The sequence below is a fragment of the uncultured Gemella sp. genome (assembly GCF_963515875.1).
Lineage (GTDB): Bacteria > Bacillota > Bacilli > Staphylococcales > Gemellaceae > Gemella.
On the sequence record NZ_CAUPZX010000039.1, the window covers coordinates 1 to 17,436 of the forward strand.

The 17,436-nt window shown below is 28.3% G+C and carries 17 protein-coding genes; 12 read left to right on the plus strand and 5 right to left on the minus strand.

From position 1 onward, the window contains the following. Positions 1 to 473, plus strand: a 473-nt coding sequence (locus RWL85_RS06845) for a pyruvate kinase alpha/beta domain-containing protein (RefSeq protein WP_314086410.1), incomplete at its 5' end; no start/stop codon positions are given. 1,041 nt (positions 474 to 1,514) lie between these two features. Here RWL85_RS06845 and RWL85_RS06850 read toward each other — a convergent pair. After that, on the minus strand, positions 1,515 to 2,513 hold the full coding sequence (locus tag RWL85_RS06850) for a D-2-hydroxyacid dehydrogenase (protein WP_314086412.1): 999 nt from the start codon (positions 2,511 to 2,513) through the stop codon (positions 1,515 to 1,517). Positions 2,514 to 3,050: 537 nt separating this feature from the next. Between RWL85_RS06850 and RWL85_RS06855 the strand changes: the two genes are divergently transcribed. The 3 genes from RWL85_RS06855 to RWL85_RS06865 all read left to right on the plus strand — a co-directional run bounded on the left by RWL85_RS06855 (position 3,051) and on the right by RWL85_RS06865 (position 6,487). Next, positions 3,051 to 3,323, plus strand: coding sequence for an autorepressor SdpR family transcription factor (locus RWL85_RS06855; protein WP_003144186.1), 273 nt, complete (start codon positions 3,051 to 3,053; stop codon positions 3,321 to 3,323). Next, positions 3,310 to 3,924 (plus strand): DUF1648 domain-containing protein, encoded by a 615-nt coding sequence (locus RWL85_RS06860; protein WP_314086414.1) that lies wholly within the window; start codon positions 3,310 to 3,312, stop codon positions 3,922 to 3,924. Before RWL85_RS06855 ends, RWL85_RS06860 begins: the two co-directional genes overlap by 14 nt. A gap of 241 nt (positions 3,925 to 4,165) precedes the next feature. Continuing rightward, positions 4,166 to 6,487, plus strand: a complete 2,322-nt coding sequence (locus tag RWL85_RS06865) for an ATP-binding cassette domain-containing protein (protein WP_314086416.1) — start codon at positions 4,166 to 4,168, stop codon at positions 6,485 to 6,487. Positions 6,488 to 6,743: 256 nt separating this feature from the next. Here the strand turns inward: RWL85_RS06865 and RWL85_RS06870 are convergent, their stop codons facing one another. Beyond that, positions 6,744 to 7,484 carry a LytTR family DNA-binding domain-containing protein gene (locus RWL85_RS06870; protein ID WP_314086419.1) on the minus strand — a complete coding sequence of 247 codons (741 nt, stop codon included), beginning with the start codon at positions 7,482 to 7,484 and terminating at the stop codon, positions 6,744 to 6,746. 253 nt (positions 7,485 to 7,737) lie between these two features. On the opposite strand from RWL85_RS06870, the gene RWL85_RS06875 reads away from it, so the two are divergent. The 3 genes from RWL85_RS06875 to RWL85_RS06885 are packed head-to-tail and all read left to right on the plus strand — an operon-like array spanning position 7,738 to position 8,221. Continuing rightward, entirely contained in the window at positions 7,738 to 7,905 is a 168-nt protein-coding gene (locus tag RWL85_RS06875; protein ID WP_314086422.1) for a hypothetical protein, read from the plus strand. Between the two features lie 9 nt (positions 7,906 to 7,914). Continuing rightward, positions 7,915 to 8,094 (plus strand): hypothetical protein, encoded by a 180-nt coding sequence (locus RWL85_RS06880; protein ID WP_314086425.1) that lies wholly within the window; start codon positions 7,915 to 7,917, stop codon positions 8,092 to 8,094. Further along, on the plus strand, positions 8,075 to 8,221 hold the full coding sequence (locus RWL85_RS06885; RefSeq protein ID WP_314086427.1) for a hypothetical protein: 147 nt from the start codon (positions 8,075 to 8,077) through the stop codon (positions 8,219 to 8,221). Before RWL85_RS06880 ends, RWL85_RS06885 begins: the two co-directional genes overlap by 20 nt. Positions 8,222 to 8,291: 70 nt before the next feature. On the opposite strand, the gene RWL85_RS06890 is transcribed toward RWL85_RS06885, so the two are convergent. Next, positions 8,292 to 9,053, minus strand: coding sequence for a GHKL domain-containing protein (locus tag RWL85_RS06890; protein ID WP_314086429.1), 762 nt, complete (start codon positions 9,051 to 9,053; stop codon positions 8,292 to 8,294). An 851-nt stretch (positions 9,054 to 9,904) separates the two neighbouring features. On the opposite strand from RWL85_RS06890, the gene RWL85_RS06895 reads away from it, so the two are divergent. After that, a complete protein-coding gene (locus tag RWL85_RS06895; protein WP_314086430.1) occupies positions 9,905 to 10,258 on the plus strand; it encodes a hypothetical protein in 354 nt (117 codons plus the stop codon). A 58-nt stretch (positions 10,259 to 10,316) separates the two neighbouring features. Here the strand turns inward: RWL85_RS06895 and RWL85_RS06900 are convergent, their stop codons facing one another. After that, a complete protein-coding gene (locus RWL85_RS06900; protein ID WP_314086433.1) occupies positions 10,317 to 11,057 on the minus strand; it encodes a LytTR family DNA-binding domain-containing protein in 741 nt (246 codons plus the stop codon). Continuing rightward, complete coding sequence (locus RWL85_RS06905) at positions 11,038 to 11,856, minus strand: GHKL domain-containing protein (RefSeq protein WP_314086435.1); 819 nt, start codon at positions 11,854 to 11,856, stop codon at positions 11,038 to 11,040. Before RWL85_RS06905 ends, RWL85_RS06900 begins: the two co-directional genes overlap by 20 nt. Before the next feature lie 771 nt (positions 11,857 to 12,627). On the opposite strand from RWL85_RS06905, the gene RWL85_RS06910 reads away from it, so the two are divergent. The 4 genes from RWL85_RS06910 to RWL85_RS06925 are packed head-to-tail and all read left to right on the plus strand — an operon-like array spanning position 12,628 to position 17,045. Continuing rightward, the gene (locus tag RWL85_RS06910; RefSeq protein WP_314086437.1) at positions 12,628 to 13,278 is read left to right on the plus strand and encodes a hypothetical protein; all 651 of its coding nucleotides are present in this window, start codon (positions 12,628 to 12,630) and stop codon (positions 13,276 to 13,278) included. Between the two features lie 11 nt (positions 13,279 to 13,289). After that, on the plus strand, positions 13,290 to 13,457 hold the full coding sequence (locus tag RWL85_RS06915; protein ID WP_314086439.1) for a hypothetical protein: 168 nt from the start codon (positions 13,290 to 13,292) through the stop codon (positions 13,455 to 13,457). A 28-nt stretch (positions 13,458 to 13,485) separates the two neighbouring features. Further along, complete coding sequence (locus tag RWL85_RS06920) at positions 13,486 to 15,684, plus strand: peptidase domain-containing ABC transporter (RefSeq protein WP_314086441.1); 2,199 nt, start codon at positions 13,486 to 13,488, stop codon at positions 15,682 to 15,684. An 11-nt stretch (positions 15,685 to 15,695) separates the two neighbouring features. Then, a complete protein-coding gene (locus RWL85_RS06925; RefSeq protein ID WP_314086442.1) occupies positions 15,696 to 17,045 on the plus strand; it encodes an HlyD family efflux transporter periplasmic adaptor subunit in 1,350 nt (449 codons plus the stop codon). Positions 17,046 to 17,436 lie beyond the last annotated feature (391 nt).

The following is a 17,436-nucleotide window of genomic DNA, read 5'->3' on the forward strand; positions in this document are numbered from 1 at the left end:
AATCAGTTCGTACAATGGCTACAATTGCTAAACGTACTGAAGAAATGCAAGATTATTCTCGTATCTTAAAAGCACGTTCTAAAAAAATCGTTTCTAAAGATATTACGAATGCAATCGGAGTATCTGTAGGATATACAGCTTTAAACTTAGATTTACACACAATTGTAACATACACTGAATCAGGACAAACTGCAAGATTAATTTCTAAATACCGTCCAAATGCAGCTATTTTAGCTGTAACACCGAGTGAAAAAGTTGCTCGTGGATTAAGTTTAGTATGGGGAGTAGATGCTCAAATCTCTAATCAAGTTAAATCAACTGACGAGATGTTAGAAACAGCTAAAACTATCGCAGAAACTTCAGGATATGCTAAAAAAGGTGATGCTATCGTAATTACTGGTGGAATTCCAGTTAACACTTCAAGAAGTAATGTGGGATCAACTAACTTCTTAAAAGTTTCTGTAATTGATTAATAAGAAAATAAAATAAAAAGGACAGAATTCAAAGTCCTAGATTAAAAAAGTTTATGAAAACGTGTAGATGTAGAGGTCTACTGCTATCTAATAAGCTTTATGGAGTAATTCGGCAAAATTGATTTTGCCGAATTACTCCTTTTTTTATTAATAATAATGTTAGTGAATGCCTGTTATATCTGCATCTCTTTGAGATGTAAGAATTTTTACAGGAAATATATTAAAACAAAAAACAGCCCTTAAAGGACTGTTTTTCGTTATATGAACACAAAATAAAAATTTAGGATAAATAGTTATTTTGTAGTAATCAGGTAAAAACCTGAAATTAAATTAAAAGTTTATTGTTAAAAAATTTTTAACAACCGAAAGGAAATTTATGACTATATATAGTATAGTCGATTAAATGAAAGTTAAATAACTTCCACAGTTCTAAGAACAATCCAAAGGATTGTATGAGGTATATAGATATATCCCCTTTACTTATTGACCCATATAGTAATTATCATATTATTTGAAAATACTTAATAATGTATTTTCAGGATTATATATTTTAGTAGTAATTAATATCAAGATGCAACAAATAGTATAATTGGAAAGAGATAAAAAATAATATTAATTATACTAAAATATTTTAATGATAAAATTATCTTACTAACTGTTTACACCTTTATTTTATCAAAATATAGACTGTTGTCAATTGAAATATAACAGGAAAATAATTCTCATTAAAAATATTTTTACATACTTAATCATGTATATACAAATAAAAACATTGTGAAATTACCGATGATTTAAAATGTTTCGATTATGCAAACTAACAAATAGTGTCATTTGCAAAATTAAAAATTATAAAAAATTATGGGAGTGACTCAAAAATCGTGATTTCCAAGAAACAAGATTTTGTCGAATCATCCCCATAACATATGTAGTGTTGTATTTAATTGTTAAAATAGTATCTTTAAATAAGTTATTGTTAGTGGATTATTAATGTAGAATATAGTGTGAATAATATCTTCTCGTCATACTCCAATTATATCTGAATTATCTATTAACAATATTAGGAGAATCTCCAGTAGTTATTACATCAACTGCAGCATTAAGTGCACCTTCTACAAGGTTTTTTACTGCTGTTTCTGTATAGAAAGCAGTGTGTGGAGTATAAACAATATCGTCTCTATCGATCAACTCTTGCATTAGAGAATCATTGAAATCTTTATTTGAGAAATCTTTTGGTACATAATTTCCTTCGTGCTCATATACATCAAGGCTAGCCCCTAATAGCTTACCACTATCTAAAGCGCGGATAACAGCTTTTGTATCCACAAGAACACCACGAGCGGCATTAGCGAAGATAGAACCGTCCTTCATTTTGCTAAAGAACTCATCATTTACCATATGAGTATATTCTTTAGTAGCAGGGACATGGATTGTAACAACATCAGATTGAGCTAATAATTCATCGATGCTATCAACATAATCTAATACCTCACGAGCAGCATCAGAAGGGTACAAATCATAACCTATAACTTTACACCCTAATCCTTTGAATAAAGTTGCAGCTTGTCTACCGATATTTCCTGTACCTAAAACTCCAACAGTAAGTGTTCTAAGCTCTCGAGAAATTATATTTTTATTCCATGTAAAATCATGTTTTTCAACGTTATTTAAAATTTTTCTAATATTTCTACTTATATATAATACAGTTGTTACGACATGCTCAGCAATTGCATTAGGTGAATATCTTGGAACGTTTGTCATACTAATTCCTAATTCACGCATATATTTTATATCGTAAATATCGAATCCAGCCATTCTGTTTGCGATAACTTTTACACCTTGCTCTTTAGCGTAATCATAAACTTCTTTTGCAAATGGTCTATTTTGGAACATTACAGCTCCTTGTTTTCCATCTAATAGGTGTTTTGTTTCTGCTTGAAGTTCGCCTTCATGTAGATCAACCTCTACCTCTGGATGTTCTTTTAGCCATGCATCAATAAATGGTCTTTCATCTTCTCTCAAGTTAAATAGTGCTAATTTCATAATAGGATCTCCTTTTAATTTTTTTATATTTTAACTGAATATTAGATTGAGAAAAAGAAATAAATAAGTATTAATTGTATCTAATTTTCAGTTAAAACATAACGGTATAAAAAGTAATAACACATAAAAGATAGCGTTTACAATTCTTATTTTAACAGAAAAATAGATTGTGTCAATAGGGAGATAAATAATAATACAGAAAATATATTTAATAAACAGAATCCTATATGGATACCTATATAGATGTGTTTATTATGAAATATATAATGAAAGCATAAATTAAATGCATATTTGTTTGAATTAAGTGATAATTGAAATTTTTAATTATTAAATATTATTTATATTAATTAAAATTACGATTATAAAAATTTTTTATTTAATAGTACAGTTGGGATAGTGTCCTATATAACTATCAAGAACTATTTAGAAATTTTTCTAAATAGTTCTTGACTTTAATATAAGGTGGAGTTATAATCTATTTAGAAAGATATCTAAATAGAATTGCAGTTTGTTATATGAAGGAGTGATATACATGGGATGAGTGAAACTTTAAAGGCAATATCTGATCCAGTAAGAAGAAATATACTAGAAATGTTGAAAGAAGAGAAGAAAAGTGCTGGAGAACTAGCTTCGGAATTTCATTTAACAGGAGCTACTGTCTCCTATCATTTAACTCAGCTAAAAAAAGCGGGTTTGATATTAGAAACTAGGCATAAAAACTTTATTTATTACGAATTAAATGCCAGCGTATTTGAAGAAGTACTGGTGTGGATTTATGGTTTAGGAGGAAAAGATGATGAGAGTAGATAAAAAGAGTTTGTTTTTAGGAATTGCAATATGCTTGTTACCGATATTAATGGGGATGTACTATTATAATGTATTACCTGAACAAATAGCCGTACATTTCAATGCTAAAGGAGAACCGGATAATTTTGTGAGTAAAACTTATGCGATTATTGGTGTTCCTATATTCTTAGCGATAGTTCAGGGAATAATTTCGCTAGTAGTTGATTTTGATAAAACTCCGAAAAAAGGGGCGCTAATAATTAAGGGAATTATACCTTTGATAAGTGTTCTAGTTCAAGGTGGCATAGTAGCATATGCTTTAGATAATAATTTTAATGTACCACAATTAACAGTGTTTGTTATCGGAATAGTATTTATTATACTTGGTAACTATCTGCCTAAAAAAGAATTTTGGGGAAAATACAATTTTAATCTTTTTGGTTTAGAAAAAGGTGTCAATGAGCAAAAAGTGATTAGAGCTTACGCATTGCATATGACTTTTAGTGGAGTTGCTATATTTATTAGTGGATTCTTTAGTTCTATAGTAGCATTAGTTTTAATAGTTATTTTTGCAATTGCCTCTGCGGTTTTACCTTTTTATTTGGTTAAAAAGTATAAAGGTTAGTAACTTATTCTATTTTAAACTTTTAAAGTAGATTACAGCTAAAAATTATTCTTAGGTTAAATTCCAGTTCTTTTCTTTGAACTGGAATTTATTTTGAAGATTAACTTAAGATTAATTTTAGATTTAATCATTTAGGGTATTACTTTTATCGATTAGAAGTTTATGGTATAATTGAAACTATGAAAATAATTTATGTAAACTAATTATTGGTTTCAATAAAATTAAATTAGGAGGACATAGAGTGTTAGAACTTAAAAATATAGTTAAGAAGTACAATACTGGTGGTAGTGAAGTAGCAGTACTAAAATCTGTAAATATTCATTTTAGAGAAAATGAATTTGTATCGATTTTAGGGGCAAGTGGAAGTGGGAAAACGACGCTATTAAACATTATAGGTGGTTTAGATAAATACACATCTGGGGATATGGCTCTTATGGGGCGTTCTACTAAAGAGTTTAAAGATAGAGATTGGGATAGTTATAGAAATGGGACTATAGGTTTTGTATTTCAAAGTTATAACTTAATATCTCATTTAAGTGTTATTGAGAATGTAAAATTAGCTTTGTCTATCTCAGGTCATTCTAATTCGGAAAATCATGAAAAGGCTAAGAAAGTATTAGAAGATGTTGGCTTAGCGGAGCATCTGTATAAAAAACCTAATCAACTTTCTGGAGGTCAGATGCAAAGGGTGGCGATTGCCCGTGCATTAGTAACTGATCCAAAGATTATTCTTGCTGATGAGCCTACAGGAGCGTTAGACAGTAAGACTAGTGTTCAAATTATGGAACTTATAAAAGAGATAAGTAAGACGAAGTTAGTTATAATGGTAACGCATAATCCAGAAATAGCGAAAAAATATAGTGATAGAATAGTAAGGGTTAAAGATGGAGAGATTCAAGAAGATACAAATCCATACGTAATTAATGAAATTACTGACAATGGTTTTTCTTTGAAGAAAACTGCGATGGCATTTGGTAGTGCGATTAAATCAAGTTTTAAGAACCTACTTACGAAGAAATTTCGTACATTTATGACGGTTGCTGCTAGCAGTATAGGGATTATTAGTATAGGTCTAGTATTGTCTATTTCATCGGGAATGGATAAATATATTCAAACGATGCAAAACGAAAACTTATCATCTATGCCGATTATGATTAGTGCAAATCAGGTAAACTTTGGACTTAGTGTTGATGATGATAATTCAGAAAAAGACTCTAATGGCTCAGAATTAGTACCGAAGTCTAGCCGTGATATACATAGAAACTTGTATTCGGTGGACGCATTAGGAAATGGAGAAACATTTATAAACTATATTCAAAATAATGCAAAGGATTATTATTCTGCGATTGAATTTACTCAAGGATATACAATACAGGCATTGACTAAAAATGCAAAAGGTGATGTAATTGCTGTAAAACAAGATCAAGATGCATTAGGTGATGGTATTTTTGGAGTATTGCCAGAAGATAAGAATATGATTATGAATCAATATGAAGTGGTAAAATCATCTAAAGATAATTTTGAATATCCTAGTGAAAATGAAGTTGTATTATTTACTGCGAAAAATAACGAAATCGACAAAGCTACGTTGAAAGCATTAGGTTTTGATGAAAATTCAAAAGTTAAGTATGAAGATATTATTGGAAAAGAATTTAGTGTTATAGATAATAATAACTATTATAGAAAAATCGGTGATGGTTTTGTTCCACGTGATGTTGATACTAAGATGTATGATTCGGGAACGAAGGTTAAAGTAGTGGCTATATTAAAAGCTAAAGATAGTTTTACTAGACCTCAGATGACAATCGGATATACAAAATTATTACAAAATAAGATGTTGGAAAAAGAGGCTAAATCTGATATTGTAGTTGCTCAAGAAAAGGATAAAACTGTAAATGTGGCGACGCGTCAGAAGATTGATATGGATATGGCAGATCAGATTCTTGCGACAATAGGTGGAAAATCTACACCAAGCGCAATTATGCTTTATCCAAAATCTTTCAATGATCGTGATAAAATAGCTGAGGTTATTAATAATTTTAATAAAAAAGTGGCTGACAAATATGGATCAGACAGCTCAGATTATCATAAATATAGTATTACATATGCGGATATGGCGAAGCAGATGACAACAATTATGTCACAGATGATTAATACAATTTCGTTAATCCTATCGGCATTTGCGGGAATTTCATTAATTGTATCATCTATTATGATAGGGATACTAACGTATGTATCTGTAGTAGAAAGAACGAAGGAAATTGGTATTCTTCGTGCAATCGGTGCTCGCAAAAAAGATATTACAAGAATCTTTATCGCAGAAGCAGGATTAATCGGATTTATTTCAGGAACTGTAGGTGTAGTGGTGACTATGCTTCTATCTATTCCTATTAGTAGAGCTGTTGCTAAGGGATTAGAAGTGGAGAGCTTCACTGCGTCACTAAATGCTCAAGCCTCAATAGGGTTAATAGCTCTTAGTTTAGTACTAACGCTTATCGCAAGTATTATTCCATCGAGAATAGCTGCTAAGAAAAATCCAGTAGAAGCGTTGAGAACAGAATAATAATCTATCTGCTATTTATTCTATAAGAAAAAAGACAGCACGCCATAGTCCTGGGTGTGCTGACATCTTTGTTTATAGTAGCTGTCCTAGTGGAAGTATTTTATTGGACTAATAATTAGGAAAGTTAATGAATAAAATAAAAACACATTAAGAAAAACTCGAGAAAACCAACTTAATTAAGATTGGAATTTTCGAGTTTTTTTGTATACTGAATTAGAAGTTAGATTTTCAATGTATTTCTAATTAATTATATAGCTTAATTATTGGGGTTTTCTTTAATAGTTTTTTTGATTTTTCGTATTGCATTTTCTGATAATAGTAATACAATATCATTTGTAAACACTATTTTATCTTTCTCTATTTCTAATATGTTGTCTATGTTCATAATATATGATTTATGACAATATATAAGTTTTTTATTAAGTTGTGCTATTTCTGATAGTTTTCCATAGAATGAGTAGTTTTTGTTATCTTTTAATACGATTGATATTTTATGATTTCCGAAAGTTTCGAAGTACAGTATGTCATCTATATGGAAAAACAATTGTCTTGTACCTATTTTTATAGGTATTTTGTTAGTGTTAGGATTTGTGATTATTTCTTTTTTATATTGACTATAAACAGCTTCTAAAATGGAGCGTATTTCTTTTTCTAAACTGTCCTTATTTTTTAAGATATATGCAAAAGGTGAAATCATTTTTTGTAGTATAATGTTTTGCATATTGTCATGAGATGTAATGTAGATAAGCTTAGCGAAAGGATCTATATCACGAATTTTTCTACCTAGCTCAATGCCATTGATTTCATTATTTCCAAGATCTATATCAAGGAAAAAGAAATCTATCTTTTCGTTATTAATGATTTCTAATGTTTCTGTAGCAGAATTAGTTGGGAATATAGTAACGTTATTCCAATCATGAATCATAGTGTAGTTTGCGATAGTTTTATGTATAATATCGAGCATTATTTTGTTATCTTCACATATTAAGATTTTCATACAGTCATCCTTATTTAGATAATTTTTGAGTAAATGTGATGTACTTGTATTTGATAGTATATTTATAATACAATATGTTGTTAATTATATCATAGAAAACGTTTCATATGCAATAGTGGGAGGTTTTGTGTTGTTTAGGTAAGAAAATTAGCCTTTCAAGTAATAAATTATAAAAACATGAAAAAACATGGTAGAATGATAAATGTAAATGGTACCGATTATAAAAAAGTAAAAAGAAAGAGGTAGATATAACATGAAAAAATTTTATGTAACATTAAATAGCGACGACCTTGAAAACACTTCAGGAGGCTGTAGTGGATTTTGGGGCTGCTTAGGCTATAAAGTACAATATTGGGCTGTTACGACTGGACGTGCTAATGCTGAACAAGCAAGAGAAGACAATGGTTTTGGATGGCCATAGAGGTGGAATATGAATGAATTAAAAAAATCAGAAATATTTCTTATAGTATTTCTTATTACTGGATTGTATCCTATAGAATTTGATAAAGTATGGTATTTAGTAAAGGTAGTTTGTTTCTTATTGTATATTGGGCTAACTATATATAGAATAAAAAAAGGAGGAATTGAGAATGAAAAAGTTAGAAAATAGTGAATTATTTGAAATTTCAGGGGGATGGAAATGGATTTTTAGTATTCCAGGATTTATAGATAACGTACATAGCTTTATAGAAGGAGCTAGAGAAGCCAATAGAGATTTGGGAGTAGGACCGTATTAGGAATTGAGCCCTAGAAATTATAGCTATAATTTCTAGGGCTCATCTATCTTTATTTTTAGCTAATGTAGTGTTAATAATTTCCTTCTATAGATAAGTTTTGTATAAAAGAATTCCCATCTATTTCAGTATTTAACAGCATATTTAGTTTATTTGCAATTTCATGAGCGGAACTTAGACCTAGTCCTCTATTAGTTCCTTTTGTTGAGAATCCTTTTTTGTTAAAATCTGTTATAGGTGTTCCGATGTTGTTAAAGGTATTAGATATTTGGATATCGGTAGTTTTATCAATTTGAATAATATTCATCTCGATTTTTTTATCGTCAGTAACTTCAAGGGCTGCTTCTATAGCGTTGTCTAACAGAATCCCTAAAATTCTACTTAGTTGCATTTCATCTGTATAGAAGTCGATTATCTCACCTTCAATATTGATATCAATATCAATGTTATTATTTTGTGCCACTAATACTTTGTTTGTAATTAGACTTTTAAGTGAACTTACTTTTATCGAATTCAGTTTGGCTATAACGATATCATTAAGTTCTATATTATTATTGTAGTTCATAATAGTACTGTTAAAGTATTTTTTTAGTTTTTCTTTATCGAAGTCATCGTTGTTGATATAACCATCTAATCCTAAAATGATATTATTGAAATCGTGTTTGAATTTCCTGATTTCATTATTGTTTTTCTCTAAGTCTAAAATGTACTTTTTCTGTTGTTCGAGTTTCTGATTTTCGCTTTTGACTTCTGATATAATTTTAGTATTTTTTACAAGATTATATGTGATTGAAGAAAATAATAGAAAAAATACTGAAATTGTTATAACAGTCATATAATATAACGCAATATTATCTTTTCCTAATAGAGAATATATACTTAAGTAATTATAGAATATAAGTATAAATATTATTGTTGATAGCAGGAATATATGTATTTTTCTATATTCTTTTGTAAAAATTATATCTAGATTTATTTTCACTCTTTTGGTGGTAATTACAGCTAATATACAGTATATAAGTAAATCTATGAAGTTAATAAACTCTGGTTTAATATGTATAAATATGTATAAAAGTCCTGTTACTATCTCAGAGATTTTTATTAAAACTGTGATATATAAAATGATTATTAAAATATTGAAAATACGTACACGTATCTTGTTGTATATAAATGCAAACGTAATCGGTATCGCAGTCAATACCATAATAAAGTATCCTAGGCTAAAGATAGATACTAGATAGATTGAAGAAAACATAGCAATGAACAGTATATATGATTTGTTGTTAAATTTTAGAGAAAATTGGTTTTTTAATATGTATAATATAGGAATTGATAATAATAGTATTTTAATAATACGTTCACCTAAAAGTACATAATGATTTTCCATGTTTTTTCTCCTTTTTGTAATTATAACTAAAATTTTATCATTATTAAAATAGATAATCAATAAAAAATCAGTTTTAGGTATAGAAAATATCATTTTAGGTAATAAATGAACTAAACTAAGAAATCTTTGATATAATAAGAATGTAAACAACGTTGAGTACAAGTTTTATAGAAATTTCGAAAAAATAATTAAATATTAATATTTACTTTATAGTTTGTCGATCCAATTACAGAATTAGGTAAATTAATTACCTTAGAGATAGATAGCTACATAGTAGATTTGAAGTTGGAGGAGAAATTATGTTTAAAACTATTATAGAATTAGCTTTAAGATTCGTGGTATTTTTTATACTTATATACGTCCTAACATTCGGTTTTACAGAGGTTAATCCAGGTATTATTCTTACGTTACTGGCAATATTTGTGATGACAGTATTTGTTCAGGTGTTTGCTTTGGTTAGGAAACTTCCTGCTACACATCGTGTAAAATCAAAAGTGATAGGAAATACAAGTACATTAGTAGTAATATTACTTTTTGCATATACTAATCAAAATTTTGCAGAAGCCAATTTTAAATTATTTATGCTAAGTTTAGGTGTGTTGGCTATTATTGCTACAAAGAATATTATTGAATATAAAATGTTAACTAAATAAAACTAAAAAACATGGTGCCGGCATAATTTGTATCATTATGAAGTCGCCATGTTTTATTTTAATTATTGGAGTTTTCTTTAATAGTTTTTTTGATTTTTCGTATTGCATTTTCTGATAATAGTAATACAATATCATTTGTAAACACTATTTTATCTTTCTCTATTTCTAATATGTTGTCTATGTTCATAATATATGATTTATGACAATATATAAGTTTTTTATTAAGTTGTGCTATTTCTGATAGTTTTCCATAGAATGAGTAGTTTTTGTTATCTTTTAATACGATTGATATTTTATGATTTCCGAAAGTTTCGAAGTACAGTATGTCATCTATATGGAAAAACAATTGTCTTGTACCTATTTTTATAGGTATTTTGTTAGTGTTAGGATTTGTGATTATTTCTTTTTTATATTGACTATAAACAGCTTCTAAAACGGAGCGGATTTCTTTTTCTAAACTGTCCTTGTTTTTTAAAATATATGCAAAAGGTGAAATCATTTTTTGTAGGATAATGTTTTGCATGTTATTATGAGATGTGATGTAGATAAGTTTAGCAAAAGGATCTATATCACGAATTTTTCTACCTAACTCAATACCGTTGGTTTCATTATTTCCAAGATCTATATCAAGAAAAAAGAAATCTATCTTTTCGTTATTAATAATCTCTAATGTTTCTGTTGCATTATTAGTTGGGAATATAGTAACCCTATCCCAATCATGAATCATAGTGTAGTTTGCGACAGTTTTATGTATAATATCGAGCATTATTTTGTTATCTTCACATATTAAGATTTTCATACATTCCTCCTTCGATAGTTAATATTTGTATAAAAGTATTTCCATCTATTTCAGTATTCAACAGCATATTTAATTTATTTGCAATTTCATGAGCGGAACTTAGACCTAGTCCTCTATTAGTTCCTTTTGTAGAGAATCCTTCTTTGTTGAAATCTTCTAAAGGTGTTCCAGTGTTATTAAAAGTATTAGATATTTGAATATCAGTAGTTTTATTGATTTGAATAATATTCATCTCGATTTTTTTATTTTCAGTAAGTTCAAGGGATGCTTCTATAGCGTTGTCTAACAGAACGCCTAAAATTCTGCTTAGTTGCATTTCATCTGTATAGAAGTCAGTTATCTCACCTTGAATATTAATATCAATATCAATGTTATTATTTTGCGCTATTAATACTTTATTTGTAATTAAACTTTTAAGTGAACTTACTTTTATTGAGTTTAGTTTGGCTATAACGATATCGTTGAGTTCTATATTATTGTTGAAGGTCATAATAGTGCTATTGAAGTATTTTTTCAGTTTTTCTTTATTAAAGTCATCGTTGTTGATGTAGCCATCTAATCCCAAAATGATATTATTGAAATCGTGTTTGAATTTCCTAATTTCATTATTGTTTTTCTCTAAGGCTAAAATATACTTCTTTTGTTGTTCTAGTTTTGCAGATTCTATTTTATTATTAGTTTCTAATTTTATATTTTTTAATACACTTACTGTAATATATGTGCATAATAAAATGAATATTAGCCCTGTTATTACAGATAAGAGGTGTATATAAGAAGACCCTTTAAAGATTGAGTACATAAGGAAAATGTAATAAGTAGTCAATGTGCATAATGCACAAAAGTAAAGTATATATTTATATTTTTCAGAAGGAATAATATTCTTTACAACATTATTTAATATAATATTGATTCTTTTTGTAATAAGGAATAACAAGAACAAAAATAAAATATTCTGTAATAAAATAGAGTAATTATATTCTATTTTTATTATTACTGCTGAAAATAGAGATAAAATAATTTTTGAACTTTGTGCCAAAATAATTAAATATAGAACTAAAAAAGTAAATTTTATAACTAAATATTGTATGTTTTTCTTGAAAAGATAAAAGAAAAACGGGATGATAAGCAATGCTATGGGTACAAAGTTAAATATACCAATGGAAATAATAAAAACTAATGAAGACGATAGCAATAGTATTAGAAGTTCCCATTTTTTAAAGGTATGTGACAAGAAAATATTAATACAATAGACAATAGATACAATTAGTGTCACAAATGTCAGTAAAATATTTAAATTATAGATAAGTGAATTATGCATATTTTAGTTCCTTGATTTTTAATTTTTTCTTATAAGAATTGATCTACAAAATTATTTATATGAATAATTCTAACATTTTACAGTAAATTTATCAATGAGTTTTGTGTTATATTTCAGGTATGAAAAATGATGTTTTGTGTAAAATTTGATTTTTAGTGAACAATACCTTGTATAATAAATATAACCAGTACAATTTGACAAACAGAAGTTTGTTGAAGAAATATTTATAATTATATATACGAGGTGATAAAAATGAATAAAATACTAATGTCAATTATGGTTGTATCAACTATATTTTCTAATACTACAACTATTCATGCAAATGATACAGTGGTTAACAATAAGATAGAAGAAAAGGAAGTTACAGAAGATGAATATCTTCAAAATGTGGATAGATTTAATAAGTTAAATATGAAAGAGATTTACTCTAAATTTGAAAATAAAGAGACATTTGTACTATATCTCGGGAAAAAAACTTGCCCGCATTGTAGAAAATTTTCTTCGGTATTGAGGGAATTTAATATTTTATATGGAAATAAGCTAAATTATTATGATATAGAAAGTGCAGATTTAGATAAAGATGCTAAAGTTTTTCTTTCAAAATTAAAAATTCCTGGAGTACCCGCTGTATTATATGTAAAAGAAGGTAAAGTAGTAAATGGTTGGGCAGGAATTGGAATAACAGCTAAGGGATTATATGATAGATTTTTTAAGGAAGATACTGAGAGTATAGAGAAGAGAACAATGCAAGAGTCTAATATTAGTAGAAAAGAAAATAATGTTATCGAAACTAATAAAGAATTAATAACTACAAATGAACGTATAGAAAAAATTCAGATTAGCAAAAATAATGTTGAAGTGAATAAAGTAAAGGTTTTACCTAAAACATCGAGTGCAAGATAAGGAGAATTATCATGAGAAAAGAAAAAAATAATATTAAACAAAAAAAGAATAGTAAGCTTTTAAAATTAACAAACATAGAAGTAGAAACAATAAATGGAGGAGGTTTTTGGGAAAGGTTTGTAGAGGAATTTGGATTTGATTATTTGAATTACGGAATTGTTATTAAACATAGCAAGTAATAGTAGATAGATTTTCAGGAGATTTTCTATGAGAAAAAGAATTAAATTTATAAAACAAACAGATCCAAAAGATTGTGGACCAGTTTGTATGGCTATGATTTCTAATTATTATGGTTATAGCGTATCTGTAACAAGACTACGTGAGTACGGTGGGACAGATCTTCAGGGTACGAACATTGCAGGGCTTATGAAAATAGCTGAGAAGCTAGGATTTAATGCTCGGGGTGTTCGTGCCGAAGATCCTTCGGCTTTAAACGAAATACCTACTCCATCAATAGCACATGTAATAACAAAAGACGGATTTGCTCATTTTGTTATAATAGAAGAAGTGAGAAATAATATAGTTACTGTTGTGGATCCTGCTAAAGGACGTAGAACAGAAAAAATAGAGGAATTTTGTCAATATTGGACAGGGGTATTGGTATTAATAGAAAAGAATAAATACTTTAAAAAAGGTGATGAAAGCATAAAATTCCTACCGATGATGTGGAGTGTGCTGAAACCGAATAAGAATCTTATTATCGCCATATTTATAGCGTCTTTATTTTTAAACCTATTTGGTTTTTTAGGAACGTTTTATTTTAAATTTTTGGTTGATGATATAGTACCAAATCAACTTTTAACCAGTTTACATACTATATCACTTGGGATACTATTTATGTATGTATTACAAAATGTTTTAACATTTGCTAGAAGTCATTTGATATTGTATTTTGGAATGCGTACAGACATTAGCTTGATGTTGGGTTATTATAAACATGTGCTAAGTCTACCTATGAATTTCTTTGAAACAAGAAAAGTAGGAGAGGTTTTATCTCGTTTTATGGATGCGAGTAAAATAAGAGATGCGATAGCATCGGCGGCAGTAACATCTCTAATAGATATAGTAATGATAATAGTAGGAAGTATAATATTGTATATTCAAAATTCTACTTTATTTTTAATAACGTTACTGACTATTCCGATATACATATCTTTAGCTTATGCTTTTTCTAAACCATATAACAGATATAACGAAGAACAAATGGAGTCTAATGCGAAGTTAAATTCATATTTAGTTGAATCGATAAGTGGTATTCAAACAATACGTGCATATCAAGCAGAAGATGAAATCTTTGTTAAAGCAGAAAGTTATTTTATAAAACTAATGAAGAAAATATTTAAACTTGGTATGTACACGAATGCTCAAAGTTCTATAAAAGGTTTCTTAGATTTAGCAGTAAGTTTATTTATTCTATGGATAGGTTCGACTTATGTTATAAGAGGAGAAATGACGTTAGGAGATTTACTAACATTTAATGCCTTAGTAATATATTTTTTAGGACCGATAGAGCGATTCATAGAATTACAACCTAAAATACAGTCAGCTACTATAGCTACAAAAAGATTAGGAGAAATATTAGAACTCAAGAGTGAAAGTGAAGCGCAAACTGGGACTAATAGTTATCAATGTACAGTGCCGCATTATCCACTATATTGTGTTCATTCTGAAATGAAAGATGTTAGTTTTGGATATGGAAATCGTGGAAATGTTTTGGAAAATATAAATATAAAATTTTATCCAGGACAACACATTGCCTTTGTAGGAGAAAGTGGTAGTGGGAAATCTACACTTGCGAAATTATTGGTGAGATTTTATCAACCAGATGAAGGAGAGATAAAAATAGATAGTCATAGAATAGAAGCAATAAAAGATGAGTATTTACGATCTCGAATATCATATGTTACACAAGATACCTTCTTTTTCAGTGGAACTATACTAGAGAATCTTTTATACGGTATTGATTTTGTGGATAGCATGGAAGATGTGGTAAAAGCTTGTGAATATGCGGAAATACATGAGTTTATTGAGAACCTACCTCAGAAGTATGAAACTGTATTAGAAGAAAATGGGAAAAATTTAAGTGGGGGTCAATTGCAACGCCTTTCTATTGCGAAAGCGTTACTGAAAAAACCTAGTATTTTAATTTTAGATGAGGCAACTAGTGCATTAGATTCTATCACAGAACAAAAGATTATAAAAAGATTAAAAACAATAGATTTTGAAACAGGATTTAAAGATGAAAAGCCAACAATAATAATGATAGCCCATAGGTTAAGTACAATAAAACATGCTGATCAAATATTTGTATTAAAAGATAAAAAAATTGTAGAAACAGGTAAACATGAAGAATTAATTTGTAATGAAGGTGAGTACTATGAACTATGGAAGAATCAAATGATATAGGAGAAACTACTATGGTAAATAAAAATGGAATAAAAAAATTATATAGTTTAAAGCAATTAGAAGATAGTAATGTTCTCCTAAATAAAAAGCCACCAGTATTTATAAAGAAACTTCTTATGATATTAGTAGGAGTATTAGTTATATTAGTACTATTTATAACATTTTTTAAGGTTGATATTAGTGTAGATGCTAATGCAAGTGTAGAACCTTCTAAAGATATTATAACTTTAAAAGCTACGTCAAAAGCAGAAATAGAAGAAGTTTATAAGAAAGATGGAGACATAGTTGAAGAAGGTGAAAAAATATTAAAACTTAAAAATATAGAAAAAGAAGTAAATTCAAAATTAATTAACGAGACTAAAGAGAATTTAGAGAAGAAAAAACAACAACTACAAAGATTACATGATAGTATTAGTAGTGGGGTAAATAAACTAAATTCAGATGATCCGGTAAGTTATATTGATGAGTATAATAATTATATTCAAAGTATAAATACACTTCAAACAGAAAATAATGTTCAAGCGAATTCGGCACTGAGAGGAAAGAACGATACTTCGGTGGTGGATAATTTAGAAGTGGAAAAAGAAGTGTTAGTTGAAAAAATAAATAAGATTATCGAATTATATAATAATGAGCAAGATTCTCAGACAAAATTGAGATTAAAAGAACAAATATCGCAAGGGCAAAGCGATTTATCAAAATTACAAAAAACAATAGATGTAGCCTACAAAAATATCAATAAAAGAAATAGTGAAATCAATGCAGCGGCAAGTGATATAGCTACTCAGGGAAATGCAAAAGTAGAAAATTTAAAAACTACTACATTAAGTAGTATAAGTTCAAAACTTACTGAAGTAGATGACGCATTAAAGGCGAAAACTAGTGAGGTTAAAGGTAATAAAGAGTTAATGAATGATTTAGAAATAAAGGCTGTTCATAAAGGAAAAATAAGATTAGAAAAAAATTTAACAAAAGGAAACGGGGTAGAATTATCGCAACCACTAGTAAGTATCCTACAAGAAGATAGTAGTAATAAAGTTATCTTATATATTCAACCGAAGGACATTAAAAGTATGAAAAAAGATAAACAAATTACTATTCAGTTTGATAATGAGGATAAAAGTATTGTTAAAGGAAGAATTCAAGAGATTTCAGAATTACCAACTACTTTTACAACACAAGTTAAGGATTCTAATAAAGAACAAAATATTACTGTCTATGAAGTAAAAGTAGATGTGCTAAGAGGGGATGAAAAACTTGCATACGGAATGGTAGGTGCTGCAAATGTAAAAGTGGGAAAAGAGTCTATGTGGAATTATGTAAAAAGACATTTATTTGGTGGTAGTAAAATTAGCATTTAATGATACATTGTAGATTAATTTATAATAATTATGTCTAGGAAGAGATGGTATAGATAAAATTTGTATTGATATTAGAAAGTCGAATTATAGAGAGGTGTCAAGCAAAAGGGAAAATGTCCTAAATTACAAATAAAAAATAGCGAAAAAAATCCTTAAAAATAAAAATATGTAGAAGTCCTTCCGCGCTATCGCTTGGATGAGCCAAAAGAGAATGATAAAAAAGGCGAAGCCTTATTTTAAAGGCTCTTTGTCAAGTTCGGGGCACGGGAAAAAATCACTCAAGAAATCTAGGCAGCATTTTGCTGCTTAGATTTTTTCTTATTTTCTTTAAGTTTGATATTATTTTTATATTCAGAAACAAATAATCTAGACATAATTAAAATGCGTAATC

What these genes read in the sequence shown, in the direction of transcription:
- RWL85_RS06890 (WP_314086429.1), bottom strand. Translation starts at nt 9,053, where the DNA reads ATGACTGTTATAACAATTTCAGTATTTTTTCTATTATTTTCTTCAATC.
- RWL85_RS06860 (WP_314086414.1), top strand. Translation starts at nt 3,310, where the DNA reads ATGAGAGTAGATAAAAAGAGTTTGTTTTTAGGAATTGCAATATGCTTG.
- RWL85_RS06850 (WP_314086412.1), bottom strand. Translation starts at nt 2,513, where the DNA reads ATGAAATTAGCACTATTTAACTTGAGAGAAGATGAAAGACCATTTATT.
- RWL85_RS06875 (WP_314086422.1), top strand. Translation starts at nt 7,738, where the DNA reads ATGAAAAAATTTTATGTAACATTAAATAGCGACGACCTTGAAAACACT.
- RWL85_RS06905 (WP_314086435.1), bottom strand. Translation starts at nt 11,856, where the DNA reads ATGTACTCAATCTTTAAAGGGTCTTCTTATATACACCTCTTATCTGTA.
- RWL85_RS06925 (WP_314086442.1), top strand. Translation starts at nt 15,696, where the DNA reads ATGGTAAATAAAAATGGAATAAAAAAATTATATAGTTTAAAGCAATTA.
- RWL85_RS06870 (WP_314086419.1), bottom strand. Translation starts at nt 7,484, where the DNA reads ATGAAAATCTTAATATGTGAAGATAACAAAATAATGCTCGATATTATA.
- RWL85_RS06885 (WP_314086427.1), top strand. Translation starts at nt 8,075, where the DNA reads ATGAAAAAGTTAGAAAATAGTGAATTATTTGAAATTTCAGGGGGATGG.
- RWL85_RS06915 (WP_314086439.1), top strand. Translation starts at nt 13,290, where the DNA reads ATGAGAAAAGAAAAAAATAATATTAAACAAAAAAAGAATAGTAAGCTT.
- RWL85_RS06855 (WP_003144186.1), top strand. Translation starts at nt 3,051, where the DNA reads ATGAGTGAAACTTTAAAGGCAATATCTGATCCAGTAAGAAGAAATATA.
- RWL85_RS06900 (WP_314086433.1), bottom strand. Translation starts at nt 11,057, where the DNA reads ATGAAAATCTTAATATGTGAAGATAACAAAATAATGCTCGATATTATA.
- RWL85_RS06920 (WP_314086441.1), top strand. Translation starts at nt 13,486, where the DNA reads ATGAGAAAAAGAATTAAATTTATAAAACAAACAGATCCAAAAGATTGT.
- RWL85_RS06895 (WP_314086430.1), top strand. Translation starts at nt 9,905, where the DNA reads ATGTTTAAAACTATTATAGAATTAGCTTTAAGATTCGTGGTATTTTTT.
- RWL85_RS06880 (WP_314086425.1), top strand. Translation starts at nt 7,915, where the DNA reads ATGAATGAATTAAAAAAATCAGAAATATTTCTTATAGTATTTCTTATT.
- RWL85_RS06910 (WP_314086437.1), top strand. Translation starts at nt 12,628, where the DNA reads ATGAATAAAATACTAATGTCAATTATGGTTGTATCAACTATATTTTCT.